The sequence below is a fragment of the Burkholderia sp. AU33423 genome, assembly GCF_002223135.1.
Classification (GTDB): domain Bacteria; phylum Pseudomonadota; class Gammaproteobacteria; order Burkholderiales; family Burkholderiaceae; genus Burkholderia; species Burkholderia lata_D.
In genome coordinates, this window is record NZ_NKFH01000007.1 from 1,790,919 (window position 1) to 1,813,771 (window position 22,853).

The 22,853-nt window shown below is 67.6% G+C and carries 23 protein-coding genes; 3 read left to right on the forward strand and 20 right to left on the reverse strand.

Annotated elements, in window-relative coordinates; translation table 11 throughout:
- Positions 1-52 precede the first annotated feature (52 nt).
- From CFB50_RS26645 to CFB50_RS26730, 18 genes are all read right to left on the reverse strand, one after another.
- Positions 53-1,024 carry a WD40/YVTN/BNR-like repeat-containing protein gene (locus CFB50_RS26645; RefSeq protein ID WP_089447758.1) on the reverse strand — a complete coding sequence of 324 codons (972 nt, stop codon included), beginning with the start codon at positions 1,022-1,024 and terminating at the stop codon, positions 53-55.
- A gap of 150 nt (positions 1,025-1,174) precedes the next feature.
- On the reverse strand, positions 1,175-2,380 hold the full coding sequence (locus CFB50_RS26650; RefSeq protein ID WP_089447759.1) for an acetyl-CoA C-acyltransferase: 1,206 nt from the start codon (positions 2,378-2,380) through the stop codon (positions 1,175-1,177).
- A gap of 11 nt (positions 2,381-2,391) precedes the next feature.
- Positions 2,392-2,877, reverse strand: coding sequence for a MaoC family dehydratase (locus CFB50_RS26655; RefSeq protein WP_089448424.1), 486 nt, complete (start codon positions 2,875-2,877; stop codon positions 2,392-2,394).
- Positions 2,877-3,677, reverse strand: coding sequence for an SDR family oxidoreductase (locus CFB50_RS26660; protein WP_089447760.1), 801 nt, complete (start codon positions 3,675-3,677; stop codon positions 2,877-2,879). The genes CFB50_RS26655 and CFB50_RS26660 overlap by 1 nt, the downstream gene beginning before the upstream one ends.
- A complete protein-coding gene (locus CFB50_RS26665; protein ID WP_089447761.1) occupies positions 3,674-4,876 on the reverse strand; it encodes an acyl-CoA dehydrogenase family protein in 1,203 nt (400 codons plus the stop codon). Before CFB50_RS26665 ends, CFB50_RS26660 begins: the two co-directional genes overlap by 4 nt.
- A complete protein-coding gene (locus CFB50_RS26670; RefSeq protein WP_089447762.1) occupies positions 4,873-6,111 on the reverse strand; it encodes an acyl-CoA dehydrogenase family protein in 1,239 nt (412 codons plus the stop codon). The genes CFB50_RS26665 and CFB50_RS26670 overlap by 4 nt, the downstream gene beginning before the upstream one ends.
- A gap of 3 nt (positions 6,112-6,114) precedes the next feature.
- Complete coding sequence (locus CFB50_RS26675; protein ID WP_089447763.1) at positions 6,115-6,993, reverse strand: SDR family oxidoreductase; 879 nt, start codon at positions 6,991-6,993, stop codon at positions 6,115-6,117.
- A gap of 33 nt (positions 6,994-7,026) precedes the next feature.
- Positions 7,027-8,178, reverse strand: coding sequence for an acetyl-CoA C-acetyltransferase (locus CFB50_RS26680; protein ID WP_089447764.1), 1,152 nt, complete (start codon positions 8,176-8,178; stop codon positions 7,027-7,029).
- On the reverse strand, positions 8,178-9,245 hold the full coding sequence (locus tag CFB50_RS26685) for an acyl-CoA dehydrogenase family protein (protein WP_089442358.1): 1,068 nt from the start codon (positions 9,243-9,245) through the stop codon (positions 8,178-8,180). The genes CFB50_RS26680 and CFB50_RS26685 overlap by 1 nt, the downstream gene beginning before the upstream one ends.
- Positions 9,246-9,280: 35 nt before the next feature.
- On the reverse strand, positions 9,281-10,450 hold the full coding sequence (locus tag CFB50_RS26690) for an acyl-CoA dehydrogenase family protein (RefSeq protein WP_089447765.1): 1,170 nt from the start codon (positions 10,448-10,450) through the stop codon (positions 9,281-9,283).
- Positions 10,447-11,256, reverse strand: a complete 810-nt coding sequence (locus CFB50_RS26695; protein WP_089447766.1) for an enoyl-CoA hydratase family protein — start codon at positions 11,254-11,256, stop codon at positions 10,447-10,449. Before CFB50_RS26695 ends, CFB50_RS26690 begins: the two co-directional genes overlap by 4 nt.
- A gap of 24 nt (positions 11,257-11,280) precedes the next feature.
- Entirely contained in the window at positions 11,281-12,369 is a 1,089-nt protein-coding gene (locus CFB50_RS26700) for an NAD(P)H-dependent flavin oxidoreductase (RefSeq protein WP_089447767.1), read from the reverse strand.
- Complete coding sequence (locus CFB50_RS26705) at positions 12,366-13,292, reverse strand: enoyl-CoA hydratase (RefSeq protein ID WP_089447768.1); 927 nt, start codon at positions 13,290-13,292, stop codon at positions 12,366-12,368. The genes CFB50_RS26700 and CFB50_RS26705 overlap by 4 nt, the downstream gene beginning before the upstream one ends.
- An 8-nt stretch (positions 13,293-13,300) precedes the next feature.
- Positions 13,301-14,098 (reverse strand): CoA-transferase subunit beta, encoded by a 798-nt coding sequence (locus tag CFB50_RS26710; RefSeq protein WP_089447769.1) that lies wholly within the window; start codon positions 14,096-14,098, stop codon positions 13,301-13,303.
- Positions 14,099-14,108: 10 nt separating this feature from the next.
- Entirely contained in the window at positions 14,109-15,002 is an 894-nt protein-coding gene (locus CFB50_RS26715; RefSeq protein ID WP_089447770.1) for a CoA transferase subunit A, read from the reverse strand.
- Positions 15,003-15,011: 9 nt separating this feature from the next.
- On the reverse strand, positions 15,012-15,908 hold the full coding sequence (locus CFB50_RS26720) for a VOC family protein (RefSeq protein ID WP_089447771.1): 897 nt from the start codon (positions 15,906-15,908) through the stop codon (positions 15,012-15,014).
- A gap of 198 nt (positions 15,909-16,106) precedes the next feature.
- A complete protein-coding gene (locus CFB50_RS26725) occupies positions 16,107-16,523 on the reverse strand; it encodes a type II toxin-antitoxin system VapC family toxin (protein ID WP_256979285.1) in 417 nt (138 codons plus the stop codon).
- Positions 16,510-16,746 (reverse strand): FitA-like ribbon-helix-helix domain-containing protein, encoded by a 237-nt coding sequence (locus CFB50_RS26730; protein WP_039351245.1) that lies wholly within the window; start codon positions 16,744-16,746, stop codon positions 16,510-16,512. Before CFB50_RS26730 ends, CFB50_RS26725 begins: the two co-directional genes overlap by 14 nt.
- A gap of 391 nt (positions 16,747-17,137) precedes the next feature.
- Between CFB50_RS26730 and CFB50_RS26735 the strand changes: the two genes are divergently transcribed.
- Entirely contained in the window at positions 17,138-18,364 is a 1,227-nt protein-coding gene (locus tag CFB50_RS26735) for an acyltransferase family protein (protein ID WP_089447773.1), read from the forward strand.
- 12 nt (positions 18,365-18,376) lie between these two features.
- Here CFB50_RS26735 and CFB50_RS26740 read toward each other — a convergent pair whose 3' ends face one another.
- Positions 18,377-19,060, reverse strand: coding sequence for a hypothetical protein (locus CFB50_RS26740; protein ID WP_089447774.1), 684 nt, complete (start codon positions 19,058-19,060; stop codon positions 18,377-18,379).
- 732 nt (positions 19,061-19,792) lie between these two features.
- On the opposite strand from CFB50_RS26740, the gene CFB50_RS26745 reads away from it, so the two are divergent.
- Together CFB50_RS26745 and CFB50_RS26750 are read left to right on the forward strand one after the other, a co-directional pair.
- The gene (locus CFB50_RS26745; protein WP_179254230.1) at positions 19,793-20,458 is read left to right on the forward strand and encodes a class I SAM-dependent methyltransferase; all 666 of its coding nucleotides are present in this window, start codon (positions 19,793-19,795) and stop codon (positions 20,456-20,458) included.
- 178 nt (positions 20,459-20,636) lie between these two features.
- Positions 20,637-21,992: an acyltransferase family protein gene (locus CFB50_RS26750; RefSeq protein ID WP_089447776.1), complete on the forward strand. Its 1,356-nt coding sequence runs from the start codon at positions 20,637-20,639 to the stop codon at positions 21,990-21,992.
- Positions 21,993-22,068: 76 nt separating this feature from the next.
- Here the strand turns inward: CFB50_RS26750 and CFB50_RS26755 are convergent, their stop codons facing one another.
- Complete coding sequence (locus CFB50_RS26755) at positions 22,069-22,842, reverse strand: SDR family NAD(P)-dependent oxidoreductase (protein ID WP_089447777.1); 774 nt, start codon at positions 22,840-22,842, stop codon at positions 22,069-22,071.
- Between the last annotated feature and the right edge of the window lie 11 nt (positions 22,843-22,853).

Sequence of the window (22,853 nt, forward strand, 5' to 3'; positions counted from 1 at the left end):
ATTCTCTTGTCGATGCGAAACGAACGGGAGCAGGCAGCGGGACCGCCGCGCGTCAGGACGGGGTTGACGCAGCCGCGCCGGCGAGCGGCGCGACGCCGGCCTCGCCGCCGAGCAGCAGCGCACCGTGGCCCATGTCGAGCACGGCCGCGAGGCTCTGCACGCCGCCGAGCTTGCGCACGTCGAAGGTCAGCCCGCCGTCGCGCGACGCGACGATCGCGCCGCCCTGGCCCACCAGCACGAGTTCGCCGTCGGCCAGTTGGGTCGCGCCGAAGTACGACACCGGCACGTGGCTGTCGACATGCGTCCAGGTCGCGCCGCGATCGGTGCTGCGCACCACGTTGCCGCGCATCCCGTACGCGACCCAGTCGCCGTTCGCGAGCATCAGCGCGCCGAACAGCGAACCGGCATACGGCGACGGCAGCTTGTCCCACGTCGTGCCGTGGTCGGTCGAGCGCAGCAGCGTGCCGCTCTCGCCCGCGACCAGCAGGTTGCCGTGGCCGTCGCCGACGATCGCGTTCAGGTGACGATCGCCGGCCGGGGTCTTCACGGCCTGCCAGTTAAGGCCCGCGTCGTCCGAGCGCAGCAGCTGACCGAAGCTGCCGGCCGCGAACAGCGGGCCGTCGGCCGTGCCCCACACGGACAGCAGCGGATCGGAATGCGCGTGGTCCATGTGCACGTCGCGCCAGTGCAGGCCGGCGTCGTCGCTGCGTACGATCAGGCCGTCGTGGCCGACCGCGATGCCGAGCGTCGGCGTGATGAAGCGCACCTGCGTGAGCGTCGATGCCTGGTCGGGTGTGGTCGAGGCCGGCCGCCAGTGGGTGCCCGCGTCATCGCTCAGCAGGATCACGCCGCGTTCGCCGACCGCGACGATGCGCGCGCCGGCCCGGGCGAGCCCGTTGATCTGCAGCCGGTCCGCGTGGATCGCGGTGACCGGGAACGCCGGCAGCGGGCGCGGCGAAAACGCGAACAGCGCGGCGCCGAGCACCAGCGCCGACATCGCGAGTCCGGGCAAAGTTCGTTTCATCGCTTGTCTCCTGTGTCTGCGTGCGACGACGGTTCGCGCCATCGCGCCCACCGCCGTCGCCTGCAAGTCTCCGGGCCGTCGGTCATTGCCGCGGCCTCGAATGGTCCTGAATGACGGGCCGCCCGAGCGGCGCGGCCCGTCCGCGTGCCGCTACGCGCCGACTTCGAACAGCGCGGCGGCGCCCATCCCGCCGCCGATGCACATCGTCACGACCGCGTGCCGCACGCCGCGCCGCGCGCCCTCGAGCACCGCGTGCATCGTCATCCGCGTACCCGACATCCCGAACGGATGGCCGAGCGCGATCGCGCCACCGTCGACGTTCAAACGGTCGTCGGGAATGCCGAGCGTGTCGCGGCAGTACAGCGCCTGGCACGCGAATGCCTCGTTCAGCTCCCACAGCCCGATGTCGCCGACGGTCATCCCGAAGCGCGCCAGCAGCTTCGGAATCGCGAACACCGGGCCGATACCCATCTCGTCGGGCTCGCAGCCGGCCACCGCGAGGCCGCGGAATACGCCGAGCGGCGTCAGCCCGCGGCGCACCGCCTCGCTGCGCGACATCACGACCACAGCCGCCGCGCCGTCCGACAGCTGCGACGCATTGCCGGCCGTCACGAACGCGCCCTGCTCGACGACCTTGCCGCCGCTCCACGACGGCTTCAGCCCCGCAAGCCGCTCGGCCGTCGTATCGGCGCGCACGCCTTCGTCGCGCGCGGCGTTCACGTCCTCGTAACCGGCGGGGTTGCCTTCCTTGTCGAACAGCGCGCGCCGCACGTCGAGCGGCGCGATTTCCGCATCGAAGCGGCCGGCCGCCTGGGCGTCGGCCGTGCGCTGGTGGCTCTGCAGTGCAAATTCATCCTGTGCGGCACGCGAGATCCCGTAGCGGCGCGACACGATCTCGGCCGTTTCCATCATCGCCATGTACGCGGCCGGCTGGTGGTCAAGCACGGCTTGCGAGCGCGCGCGATATGCGTTCTTGTGCTTGTTCTGCGTGAGCGAGATCGACTCGACACCGCCCGCGACGACGATCCGTGCATCGCCCGCAGCGATGCTGCGCGCGGCGCTCGCGATCGACATCAGGCCCGACGAGCACATGCGGTCGATCGCCATGCCGGGCACCGACGCCGGCAGCCCCGCCGCCGCGGCCGACAGGCGGCCGATGTTGTAGCCCTGCGTGCCCTGCTGCGCGGCGCAGCCGATCAGCACGTCGTCGACGTCGGCCGGCGCGACGCCCGCGCGCTCGAGTGCGGTGCGCACGACGTGGCCGCCCAGCGCGGGCGCCTCGGTGTCGTTGAACATGCCGCGAAACGCCTTGCCGATCGGCGTGCGTGCAACGGAAACGATGACTGCGTCTTCCATGTCTCTGCTCTCTAGAAGTAGTAACGGCTGATCGTGTCGGCCACACAACCGGGCTTCGCTTCGCCCTCGATCTCGACGGTCACGCGAATCCATGCCTGCACGCCGCCTTCGAGCGGCTCGACGCGCAGCAGATCGCCAACGCCGCGCACGCGCGCACCGACCTTCACCGGCGCGGGGAAACGGATCCTGTCGCAGCCGTAGTTGACGCCAAGCCGCGCGCCATCGATCCGCACGATCTGCGGCAGGAAGCAATTGACGAGCGACAGCGTCAGGTACCCGTGCGCGATGCACGCGCCGAACGGGCCGTCCTTCGCGCGCACCGGGTCGACGTGCACCCACTGGTGGTCGCCCGTCGCATCGGCGAAGCCGTCGATGCGGATCTGATCGATCGCGAGCCATGCGCTCGCGCCGAGCGTGTCGCCGACGGCCGCTGCCAGTTCGCCGGGATGCGCGAACACGCGGGGCGTCGCGCGCACGGGGTCGAGGGTCGTGCTCATCATGCGTGCTGGCTGCTGACCGACAGCACTTCGCCGGTCATGTACGACGCGTAATCGCTTGCAAGGAACACCATCACGTTCGCGACCTCCCAGACTTCGGCGGCGCGCCCGAAGGCTTCGCGCGACGCCAGTTGATTCAGCAGGTCGGCCGGGGCCGACTTCTTCAGAAAATCGTGCATCGCGATGCTTGGTGCGACCGCGTTGATGCGCACGCCGTACGGCGACGCCTCGAGCGCCGCGCAGCGCGTGAGCGCCATCACGCCCGCCTTCGCGGCCGCGTAGTGCGCCTGTTCCGCCTGCGCGCGCCAGCCGAGTACCGACGCGTTGTTGACGATCGCGCCGCGGCCTCGGGCCTGCATGTGCGGCAGCATCGCGCGCGTCATCCGGAACGTCCCGGTCAGGCTAATGTCGATCACGCGCGACCATTCGGCATCATCCATATCGACGATGCGGGTCGAGCCGCCGAGCCCGGCGTTGTTGATCAGCACGTCGACGCCGTCGAGCTTGTCCTGTGCTTCGGCGACCAGCGCCTGCACGTCGGCTTCCACCGCGACGTTGCACAGACGGCCGTAGACCTGTTGCAGCCCCGTTTCCGCGCGCAGCGTCTCGACCGCTTGTTCGAGGCGCTTTTCGTGGATGTCGGAGATGAACAGCGCGCGGCAGCCCTCCTCCGCGCAGCGGCGCGCGGCCGCGAAGCCGATGCCGGCGCCGGCAGCCGCCGTGATCAGCACCGATTTGCCGGCGAGCAGCTGGTGGCCCGGCACGTAGGCCGGCGCTTTCTGGATCTGGGGTTCGGTCATGCTGTTCCTCTGGCTTCCCTGGGCATGCCGAGCCCGCGCTCGGCCATGATGTTGAGCTGGATCTCGTTGGTGCCGGCGTAGATCGTGTCCGCACGGGAGAACAGGAATACGCGCTGCAGATGGGTGAGCTTTTCGTCGGCCGGATCGATCACGTTCGCGCGCGGGCCCAGTGCATCCATCGCAAGCTGGCCGAGGTCGCGGTGCCAGTTCGACCAGAAATACTTGTAGATCAGCGCCTCGCGACGCAGCGGCGTGCCGGCGCCGGCATCGGTGTCGTCCGCGCCGGACAGCATCCGCAGCGCGTTGTAGCGCATCACACGCAGCCCGGCCCACGCGCGGCCGATCCGCTGGCGCAGCACCGGGTCGCGGTCCGCGCCCGATTCGCGCGCGGCGTCGATCACCCATTCGAGTTCGCGGACGAACTGCATCTGCTGGCCGAGCGTCGACATCCCGCGCTCGAAGCCGAGCAGCGTCATCGCGATCCGCCAGCCGTCGCCGGGTGCGCCGACGAGGTCGCGGGCTTGAGCGCGCGCGCCGTCGAAGAACACTTCGTTGAATTCCGCGCCGCCGTTGAGCTGCTTGATCGGCCGGATCTCGATGCCCGGCTGGTCGAGCGGCATCAGCAGGAACGACAACCCCTTGTTGCCCTTCGACGCGGGATCGGTGCGCGCCAGCACGAAGATCCAGTCGGAATCGTGCGCGAGCGACGTCCACACCTTCTGGCCGTGGACGCGCCACGTGCCGTCCGCGTCGTGTTCGGCCCGCGTGCGCACGTTGGCGAGATCGGAACCCGCGCCAGGCTCCGAATAGCCCTGGCACCAGAACTGTGTGCCAGCGAGGATGCCCGGCAGGAAACGCGCGCGCTGGTCGTCGGTGCCGCATGCAACGAGCGTCGGTCCGAGCAGCCCTTCGCCGATATGGCCCATCCGCCCGGGGCCGCCCGCGCGGGCATATTCCTCATGGAAGATCACCTGCTCGGCGACCGAGAAGCCGCGCCCGCCGGCCTCGGTCGGCCAGCCGAGCCCGGTCCAGCCGCCCTTCGCCAGTTCCTGATCCCACGCCTTGCGCAGTTCGGGCCACGCTTCCTCGTCGCCGGGGCCGCCGCGGTATTTCAGGCATGCGAAGTCGCCGGTCAGGTGCGACTGCACCCAGTCGGCCACTTCATGCCGCAATTGCTGTTCGTGCGTTTCGCTGTTCATTGAAGTGCTCCTGCGCGGGCGGCTGACGGCCGGGATGCCACCGTGGCGGCGGGTGCGAACGCTTCATCGCGATGCGATGCGCCGCCGTCGATCGCGTGGGACGCGATCCATTCGAGCAGTTGCGGCGTGCTGCCGAACTGCGCACCCGACGCCTGCGCGCGCTTGAAATAGAGATGCGGGTCGTATTCCCACGTGAAGCCGACGCCGCCGTGCAGCTGGATCGCTTCCTGTGCGCAGAACGCATACGCTTCGTTCGCGGCGGATTTCGCGGTGGCGAGGTCGGCGCGCAATGCGTCGCTCGGTTGCGTGCTGCCGGTTTCGGCATCCCACGCGTGTGCAGCCCCGAGCACAGCCGAGCGCGCCGACTCGATCAGCACCATCATCTGCGCGCAGCGGTGCTTGACCGCCTGGAACGACGCAATCGCACGGCCGAACTGCACGCGCTGGCTCGTGTAGTCGAGCGTCAGGTCGAGGCATTGCTGGGCGCCGCCGAGCTGTTCGGCGGCGAGCGCGAGGGCCGCGAACCAGGCGGTGCGTTCCAGCAATTGCGTTGCCGCCGTGCCGCATGCGAGCAGCGGGTCACGGCTCATGCGGGCTTCGTCGAATACCACGCGCGCAATCGGCCGTGTTGCGTCGAGCGTGTCGAGCGGCGTGACTTTGAGCCCCGTTGCCGTTGCGACGTCGATCGCGAACAGGCCGATCGACTGCCCTTCGTTCGCGATCCGGGCGGGCACCAGCAGCAAGTCGGCGCGCGCGCCGTCGAGCACCTGTTCGAGCGTGCCGGACAGCGCGTAGCCGCCCGCTGTTTCTTCCGCGACGACCGGCAGTTGCCACGCACCGGCCGGCAGGTCGAACGGCAGCGCCAGCGTCGCGCTGCACGCGCCTTTTGCGATCCTTGCAAGCCCGTCTTTCGCCAGCGGCGTCTCGGCACAGCTCGCGAGCGCGGTCGCCGCGAGGCACGCCGTCGAAAAATACGGCACGCACGCCACGCGCCGGCCGAGCTGTTCCATCAGTACGGTTTGCTCAATCGCACCGAGGCCCAGCCCGCCGGCCGCCTCGGGGAGCGCGAGCGCATTCCAGCCGAGTTCGCCGGATAGCGCGGCCCACAGCGCATCGTCGCGGCCGGCCGACTGCTCGAGCGCGCGGCGCACGTCGGCGGACGCGCTGCGTGCCGCAAGCACGTCGGCCGCCGCGTCGCGGATCATCGCCTGTTCGTCGGTGAGCGCCAGATCCATCGGTCAGCTCCCGTACACGCGCTGCGCGGGACGCGCACCGGCGAGCAGCTGTGCCACCGCCGGGCCGACCTCGGCCACTTCCCAGCGCGCGCCGCGATCGACGCTCGGGCCGGTACGCCAGCCTTCCGCGACCGCGATCATCCCGCCCGCGACCTCGAACACCTGGCCCGTCACGTCGGCCGACAGCGCGCTGCCGAGCCACACGACCAGCGGCGCGACGTTGGCCGGATCGAAATAGTCGAAGCCGCCGTCCTCGGGCTTCTTCATCATGTCAGCGAACACGCCTTCGGTCATCGACGTGCGCGCGGCCGGCGCGAGCGCATTCACGCGCACGCCGTAGCGCTGCAGCTCGGCCGCCTGCATCAGCGTGAGCGCGGCGATCCCGGCCTTCGCCGCGCCGTAGTTCGACTGGCCGATCGAGCCTTGCAGCCCGGCGCCCGAACTCGTGTTGACGATCCGCGCATCGACCGGGTTGCCGGCCTTCGCCGCGTCGCGCCACACGCGCGCCAGCACGCTCGACAGGCAGAAGTGGCCGCGCAGGTGCACACGCATCACGTCGTCCCAGTCGGTTTCGGTCATGCTCGTGAACATCTTGTCGCGGCAGATGCCCGCGTTGTTGACGAGCACGTGCACGTCGCCGAACGCTTCGCGTGCCGCGTCGACGATCCGCTGCGCGGTGTCGACCTGCGTGATGTCGTCCGCGTTCGCGAGCGCGCGGCCACCGCGTTGCGCGATCGCGTCGACGACCGCTTGCGCGGCATCGTGCCGGATGTCGTTGACGACGACCGACGCGCCTTCGGCCGCGAACGCCAGCGCGTATTCGCGCCCGAGCCCGCCGCCCGCGCCGGTGATGATGACGGTGCGTCCGTTACAGATTCCCATGCTTGTGCCTCGTGGATCGTGAAGGTGACGCGCTCACAGGCGCTCGATGATCGTGACGTTCGCGAGACCGCCGCCTTCGCACATCGTCTGCAGCCCGTAGCGGCCGCCCGTGCGTTCCAGTTCGTGCAGCAGCGTCGTCATCAACCGTGCGCCGGTCGCGCCGAGCGGATGGCCAAGCGCGATGCCGCCGCCGTTCGGGTTGGTCTTTTCGTGCGGGAACCGCGTGTCGGCGAGCCATGCCTGCGCGACCGATGCGAACGCCTCGTTCATCTCGACGACGTCGATCTGCGACCAGTCGAGGCCGCTCTTCTTTAGCGCAGCCTTCGTCGCCGGAATCGGCGCGGTGAGCATCCACAGCGGATCGTCCCCGAGCACGCTCAGGTGATGGATGCGTGCGCGCGGCGTGAGGTTGTAGCGCTTCAACGTATCCTCCGACACGATCAGCAGCGCGGCGGCCGCATCGCAGGTCTGGCTCGCGACGGCAGCCGTCAGCGAGCCGCCCGGCGTCAGCGGTTCGAGCGTCGCCATCTTTTCCAGCGACGTGTCGGGGCGCGGCGTTTCGTCGTGCATCACGCCTTCGAGCGGCACGATTTCCCGCTTGAAATGCCCGGCCTCGATCGCCGCCACCGCGCGGCGGTGGCTTTCGAGCGCATAGCGCTCCATCGCGTCGCGCGACAGGTTCCAGTGATCGGCGATCCGCTGTGCGGCGACGAACTGCGACACCGGCGCATCGCCGAAGCGCGCGCGCCAGCCGGTGCTGCCCGAGAACGGGTCGTTGAAGCCGAGCGGCGCGGCGCAGGTCATCGCGGACGAGATCGGGATCTGCGTCATCGTCTGCACGCCGCCGGCCACCACCACGTCCTGCACGCCGCTCATCACGGCTTGCGCGGCGAAGTGCACGGCCTGCTGCGACGACCCGCACTGGCGGTCGACCGTCACGCCCGGCACCTGCAGCGGCAGCCCGGCCGCGAGCCAGCAGGTGCGCGCGATGTTGCCTGCGAGCGGGCCGATCGTATCGACGCAGCCGAACACCACGTCGTCGTATTCATCGGCGGGAATCGCGTTGCGCTCGACCAGCGTCTTCAGCACGAAGCCGCCGAGGTCCGCCGCGTGCACGTGCGCGAGCCCGCCCTTGCGGCGGCCGGTCGGCGTGCGCAGCGCGTCGACGATATAGGCTTGTTTCATCAGTTCAATTCCTCGAGGTCGAAGGTCTGCGCGGGGCCGATCGGCAACGCGTCGCCGAGGATCGCGTCGGCCACGCGGGCCTTGTGGAACGCGCTGTCGCCCCAGCTGCCGGAGAGCGCCCAGATGCGTTTCATGAAGATCTGCAGGTCGAGCTCCCACGTGTAGCCGATCGCACCGTGCACCTGCATCGAGTGGCGTGCGGCGAGCTGCGCGGCCGACGTCGCCGCGAGCTTCGCGTGCGACACGAACACCGCGCGCTGCGGGTGATCGTCGGCGATCGCCTGTGCGGCGCGCGCGACCACCGGCCGTGCGAACTCGTAGCGGATCGCGACATCGGCGAGCAGGTGCTTGAGTGCCTGGTACGAGCCGATCGCCTTGCCGAACTGCTTGCGCTGCGCGCTGTAGTCGATCGCGACGTCGAGCACGCGCTGCGTGAGGCCGAGCAGTTGCGCGGCGACCGCGAACGCGCCGTGGTCGAGCGCGCGGTTCAGCAGCGGCGCGGCCTCGTCGGCGCTCGCAATGCGGGTGGCCGCCGACGGTTCCCAGTCGAGCGTGAACAGCCGCCGCGACGGGTCGACGCTGTCGACCGCGCGCCACGCGCACTGCGCCGGGTCGACGCGGTGCAGCTCGCCGCGGTGCTCGCACAGCAGCGTCTGCGCGACATGCACGTCGGCCGCGTATGGGTTCACCGGATGCACGAGCGCGACGCGCGCGCGCCCTTCGGCGATGTCGCGCAGCAGCGCGTCGCGCCAGTCGCTCGCCGGCAGCCGCGCGAGCACGCCGGCCGACACGAGCGCCGTGTCGAGCAACGGTTCGGGGCTGCCGAAATAGCCGTAGGCCTGCGCGAGCAGCGCCCATTCCGCTTCGGTCAGGCCGAGGCCGCCGTGCGCCTCGGGCACCGACACGGCGGTCAGCCCCTGCGACGCGAACAGCGCCCACAGGTCGTCCGAACGCCCGGTCGGCGTGGCCCACAGCTCGCGGATCAGCTCGGGCGTCATCTCGGTCATCAGCAGGCGCTTCACGCTGTCCGCGAGCGCTTCCTGGTCTTCATCGAATACGAAATCCATACGATGTCCGTTCTGTAAGGGTGGCGCCGGCGCGCTTACGCGCGCGGCATGCCGAGCATCCGTTCGGCGACGATGTTGCGCTGGATCTCGTTGGTGCCCGCGTAGATCGTGCCGGCCTGCGCGAACAGGAAGCCGTCGAGCCAGTGGCCGAGCGTCGCGTGCTGCGCGGCCGTCTGCGGGACGACCTCGCCGTGCGCGCCGAGGATGTCGAGCGCGGTCTGGTGCATGCGCAAATCGAGTTCCGACCAGAACACCTTGTTGGTGCTCGACTCCGCACCGATATGGCCGCCCTTCAGCAGCCGGCTCGCGGTCGCGTAGGTCGACAGCGCATAGGCCTGCGCATCCATCCACGCCTGCACCACGCGCTCGCGCAGCGTCGGATCGCGGTCGGCGCTGTCACGGTGCGCGAGATACAGGTCGCGCAGCGCCTGTGCAGTGCGCTGGAACCGTGCCGGCGAACGCAGCATCAGCCCGCGCTCGAACCCGGCCGTCGCCATCGCGACCTGCCAGCCCGTGCCTTCGGCCGCGAGCCGGTTCTCGACCGGCACGCGCACGTCGTCGAAGAAAATTTCCGCGAAACCCGTCTGCCCGTTCAGCTGGCGGATCGGCCGCACCGTGATGCCCGGCGCGGACAACGGCACCATCAGGAACGTGAGCCCGTGGTGGCGCGACGATTCGGGATCGCTGCGGAAGAGGCCAAACAGCCAGTCGGCCCATACCGCGCGCGTCGACCAGATCTTCTGGCCGTTCAGCACGTATTCGTCGCCGATGCGGGCGGCCGTCGTGCGGATCGCGGCCATGTCGGAGCCCGCGTTCGGCTCCGACCAGCCCTGCGCCCACACGTGCTCGCCGGCCGCCATCGCGGGCAGGAAGCGTGCCTTCTGCTCCGCCGTGCCGAAATCCATCAGCGTCGGGCCGAGCAGGAAGATGCCGTTCTGGTTCACGCGCATCGGCGCGTCGGCACGCCAGTACTCTTCCTCGAAGATCAACCACTCGATCAGGTCGCAGCCGCGCCCGCCGAGTTCGCGCGGCCACGTGACCATGCTCCAGCGGCCCGAGTGCAGCGTGCGCTCCCATTCGCGGTGCGCGGCGAAGCCTTCCTCGGTGTCGAAGCTCGGCAGCCGCTCGCGCGGCACGTGCGCGGCGAGCCATTCGCGGATCTCCGCGCGGAACACCTGCTGCTGCGGCGTATAGGTCAGGTTCATGCGCGTGCCTCCTCGACGGTTGCCTGCGCGTCGAAACGCGCATCGCGCTTCTCGACGAACGCGGCGCGCGCTTCCGTCGAGTCGTTCGTCATGTATGCCTGCAGCGTGAAGCCCTGCTCCCAGCGGTACTTGCCCTCGAGATCGCCATCCTCGACGCCGTTCAGCGCCTCCTTCGCGAGCCGCACCATCGCCGGGCTCTTCTCCGCGATCTTGCGGGCGATCGCGAGCGCCGCGTTGCGCAGCGTGTCGCGCGTCACGACCTGCTCGACCGCGCCGAGCCGGTACGCTTCGGCCGCATCGATCATGTCGCCGGTGAAGTACATCGCGCGCACCTTCTGCACGCCGAACAGACGCTGCAAGTGCGCGCCACCGCCCATCGCGCCACGGTCGATCTCGGGCACGCCGAAGCGCGCGCAATCGGCCGCGACGACGATGTCCGCCGCGCCGCAGATGCCGATCCCGCCGCCGAGCACGAAGCCATGCACGGCCGCGATCACCGGCTTCGGGTTGCGGTGCACCGCACGGAACGTCTCGTAATTGCCCGCGTTGACCGCCACGATCCGCTCCGGATGCGCGGCCAGTTCCTTGATGTCGACGCCCGCGCAGAAGCCGCGCCCTTCGCCGCGCACGACGATCACACGCACGTCGTCGTCCTCGCCGAGCGCGTCGAGCGCACGCGAGAGCGCATGCCAGCCCTGCGCGTCGAGCGCGTTCACGGGCGGATGGGCGATCACCAGTTCGGCAATGCCGTCGGCGCGATCGATCCGGAACGGCATCGCGCCGGCCGGTTGGTTGGATGCTGTCATCTCCAAAGCCTCCCTGTTATGTTTTCACGCAGCCTGTGCGGCCGGCGCGCCGCGCAGCGCGGCCAGTGCGTCGAGCCGCTCGCCGGCTTCCGCGACGATCCGTGCGATCAACGCGTCGCACGATTCGATCGCGCCGATCATCGCGGCCGCCTGGCCGCTCGGCAGCACGCCTTCATCCGGCCGGCCCTCGACGATCGCGCGCTGGATCAGGAACGGCGCATTCGCGGCCATCAGCGTCTGGCTCGCGGTGTAGTCCTGCGAGCGCAGCGCCTTGAGCGCGAGGCCGAGCATGTCGCCCGTGCTCAGCCCGTTCTGGCGCCGCCACGCTTCGGCGGTCTTCAGTGCGAACCACGTGCGGCGCAGCGGACCGAAGCGCTCGAGCTTCAGCAGATACGGGTTGTCGATCATCCGTTGCGGCAGCCCGTCGAGCGCGTCCGACACGCGGATGCGCGCCGGGTCGCCGACCGCGACGTAGCGCTCGAGCGTCTCGCGCGGCACCGGCGATTCGGCGCTCATCAGGAAGCGCGTGCCCATCGCGATGCCGGCCGCGCCATACGCGAGCGCGGCAGCCAGCCCGCGCCCGTCGAAGAAGCCGCCGGCCGCGACCACCGGCACGCGCACCGCGTCGAGCACCTTCGGCAACAACAGCGTGGTCGGCACCGAGCCCGTGTGGCCGCCCCCTTCCGCGCCCTGCACCGTCACGATGTCCGCGCCGAGTTCGACGGCTTTCGCCGCATGCTTCGGCGCGCCGACGGTCGGCATGCAGACGATGCCGGCATCCTTGAAGCGGCGGATCGTCTTCGCATCGGGCCCCCGGCCGTAGCTCACCGCGCGCAGCCGGTGCTCGATCGCCAGTTCGACGACCTGCTGCGCGTTCTTCTGGAACATGTGGAAGTTGACGCCGAACGGCTGGTCCGTCAGCGACTTCACTTTCAGGATCTCGGCCTCGACCTGCTCGGGTTCGAGCGTCGCACCGGCCAGGAAGCCGAAGCCGCCTGCGTTGCCGGTAGCCGCGACGAGCCGTGCATCGGCCACCCAGCCCATCGCGGTCTGCACGATCGGGTAACGGCAGCCGAGCAGGTCGCACAAGGGCGTATGCAGCGTCGTGCTCATGCGGCGGCTCCGTTGACGGCAACCGGTGCCGGTGCCTGCGCGTCGCCGCGGTCCACGCCGTTCGGCTGGCGCTGCGAGCTGGCCATGCTGCGCGCGTCGTAGCCGCCGAGGCGGTCGCCGCTCACCAGCTCGTTGTGCGCATGCGCGAAGTGATGCCATGCGAACGCCGCATCCATCGCCGCGCGCTTGCCCTGCAGCTCCTCGACGTGGTTCAGCGCCTGCTTGGTCAGCGTGAGCCCGAGGCGCGGCATCGTCGCGATCTTCGCGGCGATCGCATAGGTCGCATCGCGCAGCCGCTCGCGCGGCACCACACGGTTGACCATCCCCATCTGGTACGCGCGCTCGGCCGGCATCCGCTCGCCGAGGAACAGGAATTCCTTCGCGATGCGCGGGTTCAGCTCGTATGCATGCGCGAAGTATTCGACGCCCGGAATCCCCATCCGCACGACCGGATCGGCGAAGAACGCATCCTCGGACGCGACGATCAGGTCGCACACCCACGCGAGCATCAGCCCGCCCGCGATGCACGCGCCCTGCACCATCGCGATCGTCGGCTTCGGCAGGTCGCGCCAGCGCCGGCACATCCCGAGGTATACCTCCTGCTCGCGCGCATAGAGGAATTCGCCGCCTTCCTTGTCGACGTGGTCGTACCACAGCGATGCGCGGTCGAACGACTCGTGGATGTCGCGGCCCGGCGTGCCGATGTCGTGGCCCGCCGAGAAATGCTTGCCGGCGCCCGCGAGCACGATCGCCTTCACCGCGTCGTCGTGCGCCGCGCGTCGGAACGCCGCGTCGAGCGCATACGTCATCTTCGAGTTCTGCGCGTTGTGATACTCCGGGCGGTTCATCGTGATCGTCGCGATGCCATCCTCGACCGCGTAGTCGACGACACCGTCGCCGAAGGTCACCTGGGTCGCTTCCATGTCGGACCTCATCCCCGGCGCGGCGCCGGATTGTTGCGCACGATCGTCGCGCGCAGGTTGTGCGGGTCGAGCGCACGGACGATGCGCAGGTCTTCCGCATTCGGCGCGGCCGTCGTGCCGAGGTCGGGTGCGGCGACCAGCGGGAAGCCCGTCGCGTCCTGCACTTCGTCGAAGCTCACGCCCGGATGCAGCGAACGCACGCGGATCGCGTGGTCGGGCCCGCCGAAATCCATCACGCACAGGTCGGTGACGATGCTGCGCAGGTCGACGAAGGTTTTCATCCCCGGCAGCCGGCGCGCCGGGTTGTAGCCGACCGTGCACACCATGTCGACTTCGCTCTCGACGAACGTGCGCTTGCCGTGGCCGCTGACGAAGAACGAGTTCGCATGGTTCGTCGTGTTGCCGGGGAAGCCGCGCGCGCCGAGCAACTGGGTTTTCGGGCGCGCGTAGTCGTCGCCGAGCCACGAGATGTTCGCCTGGCCGAAACGGTCGATCTGTGTCGGCATCACGAGCGCATGGCGGCGGCCGTGCCACAGGCAGTCGAACACGCGTTCGTAGGTCATCCAGCCGCTCGCCTTCACGCGATAGCCGTCGGGGCGGGGCCCAAGCGGCACCGGCTCCTCGACGAGATACGCTTCGCCGTCGGTCAGCATCAGCCCGTTGTTATACGCGAGCCGCGCGAGGCCGGCCGCGAGCCGCGGGCCCGTGCCGATGCCGGTCGCCAGCACTTCGCCGTCGTCGCGCCAGAGTCGCGCGGACGCGACGATCATCAGTTCCGCGAGGGAATGGTCGAGAGATTCGCTCACAGGCGCTCCTTTACAGAATCGGCAACGGCAGCGTCGTCACGTGCGACAGGCCGCCGACGCCTTCGAGGTACTGGCGTTCGTCCTGGCCGACCACGTCGCGCAGGTACGCCGTCGTTTTCACGTCGTCTTCCGCACTGGCGCAGTACGCGCGCAGGTGCGGCAGGTCCCAGCCGTAGGCCGGCCCGCACGACGTCGGGTGCGCACCGCCCGGCGCATGCACGACGCCGGTGACGAGCGAGCGCTCGAACGGATTGCGTTTGGCGGCGTCGAGGTCTTCGCTCGCGAGCGATGCGTCGACCGCTTCCGCCGACACGTAGCAACGCCGTGCAGCGCGCGCCATCCACGCATCGAAGAACGGATCGGGGCCGTCGATGCGCGTGTTGCCCATCCGGTCGGCCGCGTTCACGTGCAGCAGCGCGACGTCGAGTTCGATCGCGGGCATCGCGAGCAGCGTCTCGCCGTCGTCATACGGCGATCGCACCGTGCGCAGTTGCGGCGCGTGATCGAGCAGCGCGGTGCCGAGCCCGGCGCGGGTCGGCAGGAACGGCAGGCGCGCGGCGGCCGCGCGCAGGCCGAGCTGCAGCATCCCTTCGTCGAGTTCGAGCACATCGACGCGGCCCTGCTCGCGGGCTCGGCGGAAATGCGGTTCGAGCGGAATCACGTCGAGCGACACGAAGCCGAACACCACCTTGTGCACCTTGTCCGCAGCGCACAGCAGGCCGACATCGGCGCCGCCGTACGCGACGATCGTCAGGTCCTTCAGGTTCGAGCGCGCGATTTCGCGTACCAGCGCCATCGGCTTGCGCCGCGGGCCCCATCCGCCAATGCCGATCGTCATGCCGTCGGCGAGTTGCGCGACCACGTCGCGCGCGGACATCGTCTTGTCGAGAGGTTTCATCGTCATCGTGCTGGCTTACCGGTATCCGATGCTGAAATCGTGGCCCCACTGGCTCACCTTCGTGGCCTCGAACACCGCATGCTTCGACCAGTCGACCGTGAGGCCGCCGAAGCCGTATTCGAGATCGAAGCCGCCGGGGGTCTTCATGTAGAAAGAGATCATTTGGTCGTTGCAGTGCCGGCCGAGCGTCGCGGACAGCTTCACGTCGTGCGCGGCCACGCGGTCGAGCGCGCGGCCCACTTCGTCCATCGAGTCGACTTCCGCCATCACGTGCACGCAGCCCGACGGCACGACCATCTCGAACAGCGCGAGGCTGTGATGGCGCGCGTTGCGGCAGTGCATGAAGTGGATGCGTTTCTCGGGTTCCGCCGGATCGGCCGTGAACTTCACGCGATAGATGTCGGACAGCTCGAAGCCGAGCACGCCGCGCACGAATGCGTCGGTCGCGTCGAACTGCGGCGCGGGCAGCACCGCGTGGCCGAGCCCCATGTCGCCGGTGACGAAGTGCGAGACGCCCAGCGGCGACACGAAGCGGCGGAAGTCGCAGCGTGCGCCCCAGTACAGCTCGTGGCGGTTGCCGGACGGGTCGGTGCACCATGCCATCGCCTGCACGCGGCGCAGCGCGGCCTCGTCGCGGGTCGCGCGCACCGGCTCGACGCCCGCACGCTGCAGTGCCGCCAGTGCGGCGTCGAACGCGGCGCCGTCGGGCAACTCCCAGCCCGACGCGAAATAGCGGTCGGTCGAGCCGGGAACGATCACGTAGCGGAAATCGCGCTCGTCCATCTTCAGGTACAGCGCGCCGTCGGGCGCGTCGAGCGCCTGCATGCCCAGCACGTCTTCCGCGTAGCGGCGCCACGCATCGACGCGCGTCGCCTCGACGACGACATAGCCAAGCGCACGGACATCGATCATGTCGGCCTCCTCCTGGTTCAGAATCCGTTGTTCGTGAAAGGATTCTGGCCGGTCGGGGGTGGTGTTACATCGTCTGTTGGGACGAGAGGCGGCGGGGAATCGGCGTGGCGCGGGCGCGCGTGGAAGCCCGGCGGGACGGGCCGTGCTTGCGGAAGGAGACGGTGAGCCGGTACGGTTGCCGCAGCGCGGCAACGAGGGTCAGTCGAACGGGTTCAGCAGCCTGACGCCGGTGCGGGCGAAATCCGCGACATTGCGTGTGACCACCGTGAGATCGTTGATCAGCGCGGTAGCCGCGATCAGCTTGTCGAGTTCGTGCGTCGGATCGGGCACGCGCAAATGCCCCCACATCTGGCTGATCTCGATGTCGACCGGCAGGATGTTCGGCGCATAGCCGGACAGGATGGTCGCCATCCAGGCCTCGAGCGCCGACGCTTGAGGATGATCGCCGCGATGACGAATCAGATCGACGCCGCGGCGAAGTTCAGCAACCGTCACGACGGACAGGTAAAGCGGGCTCGCGTCAGCCGCGGCCTGCGTGAAGAACGCCCGCACGCCACGGTTGGTTCGCTTGCCCTTCCTGATTTCGCTGATGACATTCGTATCAATCAAATACACGCCTCGCCTCGCCGGAATCCTGAACACGTTGAAAATCCGCGTCGTCGCCGACATCGGGCATGCTCATCAGCACTTGCGCGAATGTCTTTCGCTTCGGCCGGCCGAGCGCATCGGCCAGGATGGCCCGATGTTCGGCCTCGGCACTCCTGCCATTTGCCGCAGCCTGCTCGCGCAGGCTCTGAACGATACTGTCATCCACGTTACGCACCAGTAGATTTGCCATGAATCCCTCCGTCCTGATTTGCTATCAATGATAGCGCCAACAGGATGAAGTGCAAGCATTGCTATCATCTTGATGACGGACGGACGACGATGTCTGCGCTGGCCCTCGGTCACGGACGGCATGAATCCGCCTACCTCCCTCCGCTGGCCCGACGCGTCGAACTGCTGTCGCCCAAGGTAAACCGGGGCGAAGCGATGTGAAAGACAGCCGAATGGCCAGTCTCCGACGGGCAGCCGGCCCTCACGCATCCGCGCAGCGGCCATCGGCATCGTTTGATACCATCGAAACCATGAGACCGGCGACATAACGCCGAGCAAAGCGCGCAGAAGACCTTGCATCGACGCGGATCATCCGTGCCTGAAATCCCGATCAAGACACGAGACGCCTTTCAGTGGACTTCGTTACGCCTTCTCTCGATACCCTCTTTTCCCCGACACCCGACAAACTCTACTTCCCGGCATGCCTCGCAGCCGTGGCGATCATCGCGTGGCTCGTCGCGCGGCAAACGCCGTTCTACCGGTTCGCCGTCGACCAGTCGCTGTCGATGCGCTATCACAACCTGGACGGATTCCGCGGCATCCTCGCCACTTCCGTCGTCTTTCATCACTTCGCGTGCAACCAGGGTTTGCTCACGACCGGAAGCTGGGGCACGAGCCCCGGCTTCCTGCGCAATCTCGGGACGATTCCCGTCGCGATGTTCTTCATGGTCACCGGGTTTCTGTTCTGGGAACGCGCGTGCAAGGGCACGCTCGACGTGCGGACCTTCTTCGTCGGGCGCGTGCGGCGCGTCGCCCCGCTCTATCTCGCTTACGCGACCGTCATCGTCGTCTGCACGCTGGTCTGGTTTCCCCGCAACGTCGTGGATGCGCCGACGCAGTTGCTGGCCGACGTGCTCAAGACCGTGTCGCTCGGCTGGTTCGGCGCGTTCCCGATCAACGGCGCCCAACGCACCAGCTATCTGAGCGGCGTCTGGTGGACGCTCGGATATGAATGGCGGTTCTACGCCGTCGTTCCGTTTCTCGCGTGGTTCGTCGCGACGCATGCGTGGCGCAAGCTGTTCGCGCTCGCGATCGTCACGATCTGCGCGACGCTGTTCGGGCAGCCTGGCAGCATGGCGCTGCTGTTCGCGTTCGGCGCCGTGGCATTCGAGGTGTCGCGGCACCCCGCGATCCGCGCGCGGCTCGACACGAAATCGGCGGCCACCGTCGCGTTGCTGATCCTTGCCGTCGCCCCGAGCCCGGGCGAACGCTATTCGATCGAGGGCGTGCTGCCGCTGCTGCCCGTATTCGTGTGCGTCGCGTGCGGGAACACGTTCTACGGCGTGCTCAAGACCCGTCCGCTCGCCTTGCTCGGCACGGCCAGCTTCAGCATCTACATGATCCACATGGTGATCGTGTACATGATGATCCACGCGATCAACCGGTTCGTTTTCCAGATCGGTTCCGCGGACGACCTGCAACGCTGGCTGCTCTCGCTTGGATGCGCGCTGGTCGCGGTACTTTGCGCGTTGCTGACCTATCGCTACATCGAGCATCCATTCATCGCGAAACGCAGCAACGCGCGTCCGGCACACCGACCGGTACAACCCGAGCGCGAGCGTCACACGGCCACGCTGTGACCTGCCCACCGATCAGAACCGATACGAAATCCCGATCTGCAAAACCGGGTACCACCGATAGCGCGACATCACCTGCCGCAGCGAATCCAGCCCGCTCGACGCCAGGATCTGGCTCTTCGCCGGCCCGGCCGCGGCCGCCAGTTCCGGCGACAGCGTGTACGAACATTTCGGTATCCCGTACGCCACGCCAAGATCGGCAACGAACCCCAGCCCCTTCGACGCCGGCCGGTGCCCGTAGCCGATCCCGAAGTACGGCATCACGGTCGGATAGCGCGCTTCCGCCACCGCGTTCATCCCCGGCATCGCCGGATAGCGCTTGCCGCCGAACACATAAGAGCCATTGGTCGGCACCGATACGCCACGGAGATCGTCGTCGTTGAAACGCAGGCCGAGCGTCGCCCGGAAGCCGCTGCCTCGCCATGGAAAGATGTCCGCGTACAGGCCGCCCTGGCGCAGCTTCAGGTCGTCCTGATAGCGATTGCCGGCCACCGTGAAGTCATGCGAAAGATCGATCGCATTGAAGTCCGCATGCGCACCCAGCATCGAATTGAAGCTCACGGCCGCACCGATGCCGACGCCCTGCGTGCCGCCCTGCAGGTAGATCTCCTGCGCGAGTACATGCATGCTCGCGGCGCACGTCACCGCGACCGCTGCCCATTGTTTCACCGTCGTTTTCACGGGCGCCTCCCCCGACATGTGCCGGGCGCGCCTCGCCAACGCATGCGACCTGCGCCGCCCTGCGTGATGCGAACCCCGGCACGACACCTTGCAAGCACGCTTGCTGTTCGACGGATCGGGAACGCGTTGCCCCGTGCGCATGACCGATACGACATGCGCGGCGCCGCGGCCCGATCCGATTCCCCGTTTGTTTCGATGTCGTTACATGCCGCCGATGCCCTGATCGTTCTGGCGAGATTCGTCTGCACTGACGGCACCGGGTCCACCGCAAGGCACGTGCCATGCCTCGCCAATCCACGCGCAGCAAGCGTCGCAGCCAAACGCTCGCCGTCGTGCGGGGCGAAATCGGGAGAAATGTTTCAGGAACGCATCGATATTCGGCACGCGACGCCGCAGCGCGCGATTGTGTGCACACGCATCGATATCGCGATGCACGCCGAACAAGGCCGGACGGCCATTAGCGCACGTCCGTCTCCGTTACCGTCGATCGAACATGGCCGCATGCATCGAAGAAACGTTGCAAGGGTGTGACCTCGCACAGAGCGCGTGCGAGGCCGATACGCAAGCGCGCCCGGCAAGTCAGGGGGAATACGGATGCCGGTTCACGCGTGCCGCGCGAAAGGGCCGTCGTGTGAGCCGCAGCCGATCAGTACACCGCACCGATTCCCGCATCGCCCGAAGTTTCGTCGACCGATGACAGCCTGCCCGCGGATGATAGAATCGTCCGTCCATACCCTCTGGACGGGCACAATGCAAAAACTGCAGTGGTCTAGCGGAATCGATAACGAAATCGAATTCTGGTCGAAGTGGTTGGATACGAAGGGCGGTGCGTGGCCGGAAGATTTTCAGTTCCGCATCAACCCCGACGCCGAAGTACATCCGTGGATGGCCGAGCTGCTGAACGGCATCCCGAATCCGAAGATCCTCGACGTGGGGGCCGGCCCGATGACGGTGCTGGGCAAGAAGATGAACGGCATGCCGCTGGACATCACCGCCGTCGATGCGCTGGGCGATCTGTACAGCCGCCTGGATTTCCCTGCAGGGCTTCCCCTCATCAAAACCCGGCAGTGCGAAAGTGAATGCCTGACCACGATGTTTCCGGCAAACACGTTCGACCTGACCTATGCGAAAAACACGCTCGACCACAGCTACAATCCGGTCGAAGCGTTTCGGCAGATGGTCGCCGTGACGAAACCCGGTGGCTTCATTGCGACCGAGCATGCGGCGAATGAGGCGCTGAACGAGAACTGGGAAGGCTTCCACCAATGGAACTTCCACGTCGACGGGCGCGATTTCCTGATCTCGAATCGAAACGAAACGTTTAGTATCTGCCGCGAAATCGAGGGCCTGGCGACTATCGAAACGCTCTCCCCTGATCGCGCTGACTATATCGGTTGCGTGATGCGTAAACTCTGATCGGCGACGCGGGTGCGGCTGTTCAATTCAGTCGCACCCATCGGAACGATTCACCGCTCGCGAATTCCCCCTGAATTCGACAGTCCGAACCGGTCGGCCGGAATCGCGGCATGGCGACCACAATCAGGCATTACTACCGCCTGTCGTGCAGATCCGGCAACGTTTTCCGGATGCGGCCATGCGTTCGATCCGGGTGCGAACCCGCATCGTCATGAGATCGCAGTTCCTTCCGGGGACCCAGCGCTTCAGCCCGCCAGGTTTGATTTACACTTCGGCGTCCAACCCACCCACGTTATCGATGACGAAGTCCGCTCCGCCCCCCAATAATCAGCGCGTATTCGGGCTGGATATACTGCGCGCGCTCGCGGTTCTCCTCGTTCTCGCCAGCCATACCGTGGCGCACGGGGCGCCGCCTGCATGGATGAGATGGTACTTCTCGGCCCAGGGGACGATCGGCGTAGAGATCTTTTACGTTCTGAGCGGGTTCCTGATCGGCAGCGTACTGATCCGGTCGCGGAAAGCGGGCAAGCTCAAGGCCCCTGGCGATGTTCTTGATTTCTGGAAGCGCCGCTGGGCACGCACCCTCCCGCTCTATGCCTTCTTCCTGCTCGTCTATCTGCGCTTCGACTACCACGGCCCGGCATCCCTCGACGTCGCCTGGCCATTCTTCCTCTTTCTCCAGAATCTGGCGTGGCCGATAGGACCATTCTTCGAGCACTCGTGGAGCCTGGCCGTCGAAGAATGGTTCTACCTGTTGCTCCCGTGCGTATTTCTCGCCGCCGCAGGCATGCTGAAGTCGAACGGACGTGCGATGCTCGCAACGTGCGCCGTGTTCATCGCTGGCCCGCTTGTCGCAAGGATCGTTTTTGGTTGGAACGCCCAGTCGCTATCGGATGTCGATCGTCATGTTCGATCCATCGTATTGTGCCGACTGGATTCCCTGTTCATCGGGGTAATCGTTGCGTATATCCGCATCGAACGACCGAAACAGTTTGCGCGTCTTGCGTCGCTCTGGAAATTTGCGTTGCCGATATTTGTCGCCCTGACGCTCTACTTCGCGTGCGGTGCGCCTTATCTCGTCACCAACGCCACCGTCCGCACCATGGCATACCCGATGTTGTCCGTCGTCATCGCCGCGTTGCTTCCCGCAGCGATGACCATTCGCACGTCGGGCAGTCGTCTGCTCGATCGCTTCATCGACTGGACCAGCCGGATTTCGTATTCCCTCTACCTGGGACACATCTGCATGCTGACACTGGTGCTCGGCATGTTTGCAAAATACGGATGGTCAATCGAAAGTCATCGCACGACACTCATCCTGTATGTCACGCTCGCCGGCTTCTATTTCGTATTCGCGCATCTGACATACAAGTTCGTCGAGCAGCCCTACATCCGGCTTCGCGACAAGGTCATGGGGAACAGCGACGAGCGAAGCGGGTGCAATGCCGTGAGCGTTCCCTCAGTCCGGCCGGAAACACCGGCAAAGCGCTCTCCGGAAGTGCTTGCGAACGTGCAACACATCGAGCATCCGTAGCAGGGCCGCCAGGCGAATCGGAAATGCAAAGGCCGCTCGCGACGAGCGGCCAGCCCTTCGCGTTCGGTCGGCCGTGCTACAACCCATACCCGCCTGACACACTCAACTGCTGCCCGGTGATGTAATTGGCCCGGTCCGACGCCAGAAACACCGCCGCCCGCCCGACATCGTGCGCCTTCCCCCAGCGCTTGAGCGCGAGCATCTTCTGCGTCTCGTCAATCCACGCCTGATCGAACTGCCCCTGTTCGAGCAGCACCGGAAACATCCCGGCCTCGATCACGCCGACCAGGATCGAATTCGCGCGAATGTCGTAACGCCCCTCCTCGCGCGCCAGCCCCTTGACCAGCGCCTCGTTCGCCGCCTTCGGCGCGACCGACAGCCCGTCGCGATCCGGCCAGCGCAGGTGCCCGGCCGAGCCGAGCGTCACGAACGATCCGCCGCCCGACGCACGGAAGTGCGGCAACGCAGCCTTCGCCGTCACGAAGAAGCCGACCGTCTCGACGTCAATCGCGCGGCGCCAGTCGTCGTGCGTCATGTCGCCGATATGACGCTGGTTCACGAACGGACCGGCCGCCCAGACGACCGTATGCACACGGCCATGCGCGTCGATCGCGGCCGCGAGCGCGGCGTCGACCTGGGCAGGATCGGTCACGTCCACGCAGTGCGTGGTCGCCGCGACGCCTTCGCCGCGAATCTCGCGCGCGACGCGTTCGGCCACGTCGGCCTTGCTCCGATAGCCCACCGCGACCGGCACGCCGGCACGCGCAAACTCGAGCGCGATCCCCTGCCCGATCCCGCCGCTGCCGCCGAACACCAGCACCGCGCCCTGCGGAAACCCGTTGTCGTTCATGCGTTCATCCC

Bases quoted from the DNA above. Each gene is read 5' to 3' on its own strand.
- CFB50_RS26645 (WP_089447758.1), bottom strand. From the start codon at position 1,024: ATGAAACGAACTTTGCCCGGACTCGCGATGTCGGCGCTGGTGCTCGGC.
- CFB50_RS26650 (WP_089447759.1), bottom strand. From the start codon at position 2,380: ATGGAAGACGCAGTCATCGTTTCCGTTGCACGCACGCCGATCGGCAAG.
- CFB50_RS26655 (WP_089448424.1), bottom strand. From the start codon at position 2,877: ATGAGCACGACCCTCGACCCCGTGCGCGCGACGCCCCGCGTGTTCGCG.
- CFB50_RS26660 (WP_089447760.1), bottom strand. From the start codon at position 3,677: ATGACCGAACCCCAGATCCAGAAAGCGCCGGCCTACGTGCCGGGCCAC.
- CFB50_RS26665 (WP_089447761.1), bottom strand. From the start codon at position 4,876: ATGAACAGCGAAACGCACGAACAGCAATTGCGGCATGAAGTGGCCGAC.
- CFB50_RS26670 (WP_089447762.1), bottom strand. From the start codon at position 6,111: ATGGATCTGGCGCTCACCGACGAACAGGCGATGATCCGCGACGCGGCG.
- CFB50_RS26675 (WP_089447763.1), bottom strand. From the start codon at position 6,993: ATGGGAATCTGTAACGGACGCACCGTCATCATCACCGGCGCGGGCGGC.
- CFB50_RS26680 (WP_089447764.1), bottom strand. From the start codon at position 8,178: ATGAAACAAGCCTATATCGTCGACGCGCTGCGCACGCCGACCGGCCGC.
- CFB50_RS26685 (WP_089442358.1), bottom strand. From the start codon at position 9,245: ATGGATTTCGTATTCGATGAAGACCAGGAAGCGCTCGCGGACAGCGTG.
- CFB50_RS26690 (WP_089447765.1), bottom strand. From the start codon at position 10,450: ATGAACCTGACCTATACGCCGCAGCAGCAGGTGTTCCGCGCGGAGATC.
- CFB50_RS26695 (WP_089447766.1), bottom strand. From the start codon at position 11,256: ATGACAGCATCCAACCAACCGGCCGGCGCGATGCCGTTCCGGATCGAT.
- CFB50_RS26700 (WP_089447767.1), bottom strand. From the start codon at position 12,369: ATGAGCACGACGCTGCATACGCCCTTGTGCGACCTGCTCGGCTGCCGT.
- CFB50_RS26705 (WP_089447768.1), bottom strand. From the start codon at position 13,292: ATGGAAGCGACCCAGGTGACCTTCGGCGACGGTGTCGTCGACTACGCG.
- CFB50_RS26715 (WP_089447770.1), bottom strand. From the start codon at position 15,002: ATGACGATGAAACCTCTCGACAAGACGATGTCCGCGCGCGACGTGGTC.
- CFB50_RS26720 (WP_089447771.1), bottom strand. From the start codon at position 15,908: ATGATCGATGTCCGTGCGCTTGGCTATGTCGTCGTCGAGGCGACGCGC.
- CFB50_RS26730 (WP_039351245.1), bottom strand. From the start codon at position 16,746: ATGGCAAATCTACTGGTGCGTAACGTGGATGACAGTATCGTTCAGAGC.
- CFB50_RS26740 (WP_089447774.1), bottom strand. From the start codon at position 19,060: ATGTCGGGGGAGGCGCCCGTGAAAACGACGGTGAAACAATGGGCAGCG.
- CFB50_RS26745 (WP_179254230.1), top strand. From the start codon at position 19,793: ATGCAAAAACTGCAGTGGTCTAGCGGAATCGATAACGAAATCGAATTC.
- CFB50_RS26750 (WP_089447776.1), top strand. From the start codon at position 20,637: ATGCGTTCGATCCGGGTGCGAACCCGCATCGTCATGAGATCGCAGTTC.
- CFB50_RS26755 (WP_089447777.1), bottom strand. From the start codon at position 22,842: ATGAACGACAACGGGTTTCCGCAGGGCGCGGTGCTGGTGTTCGGCGGC.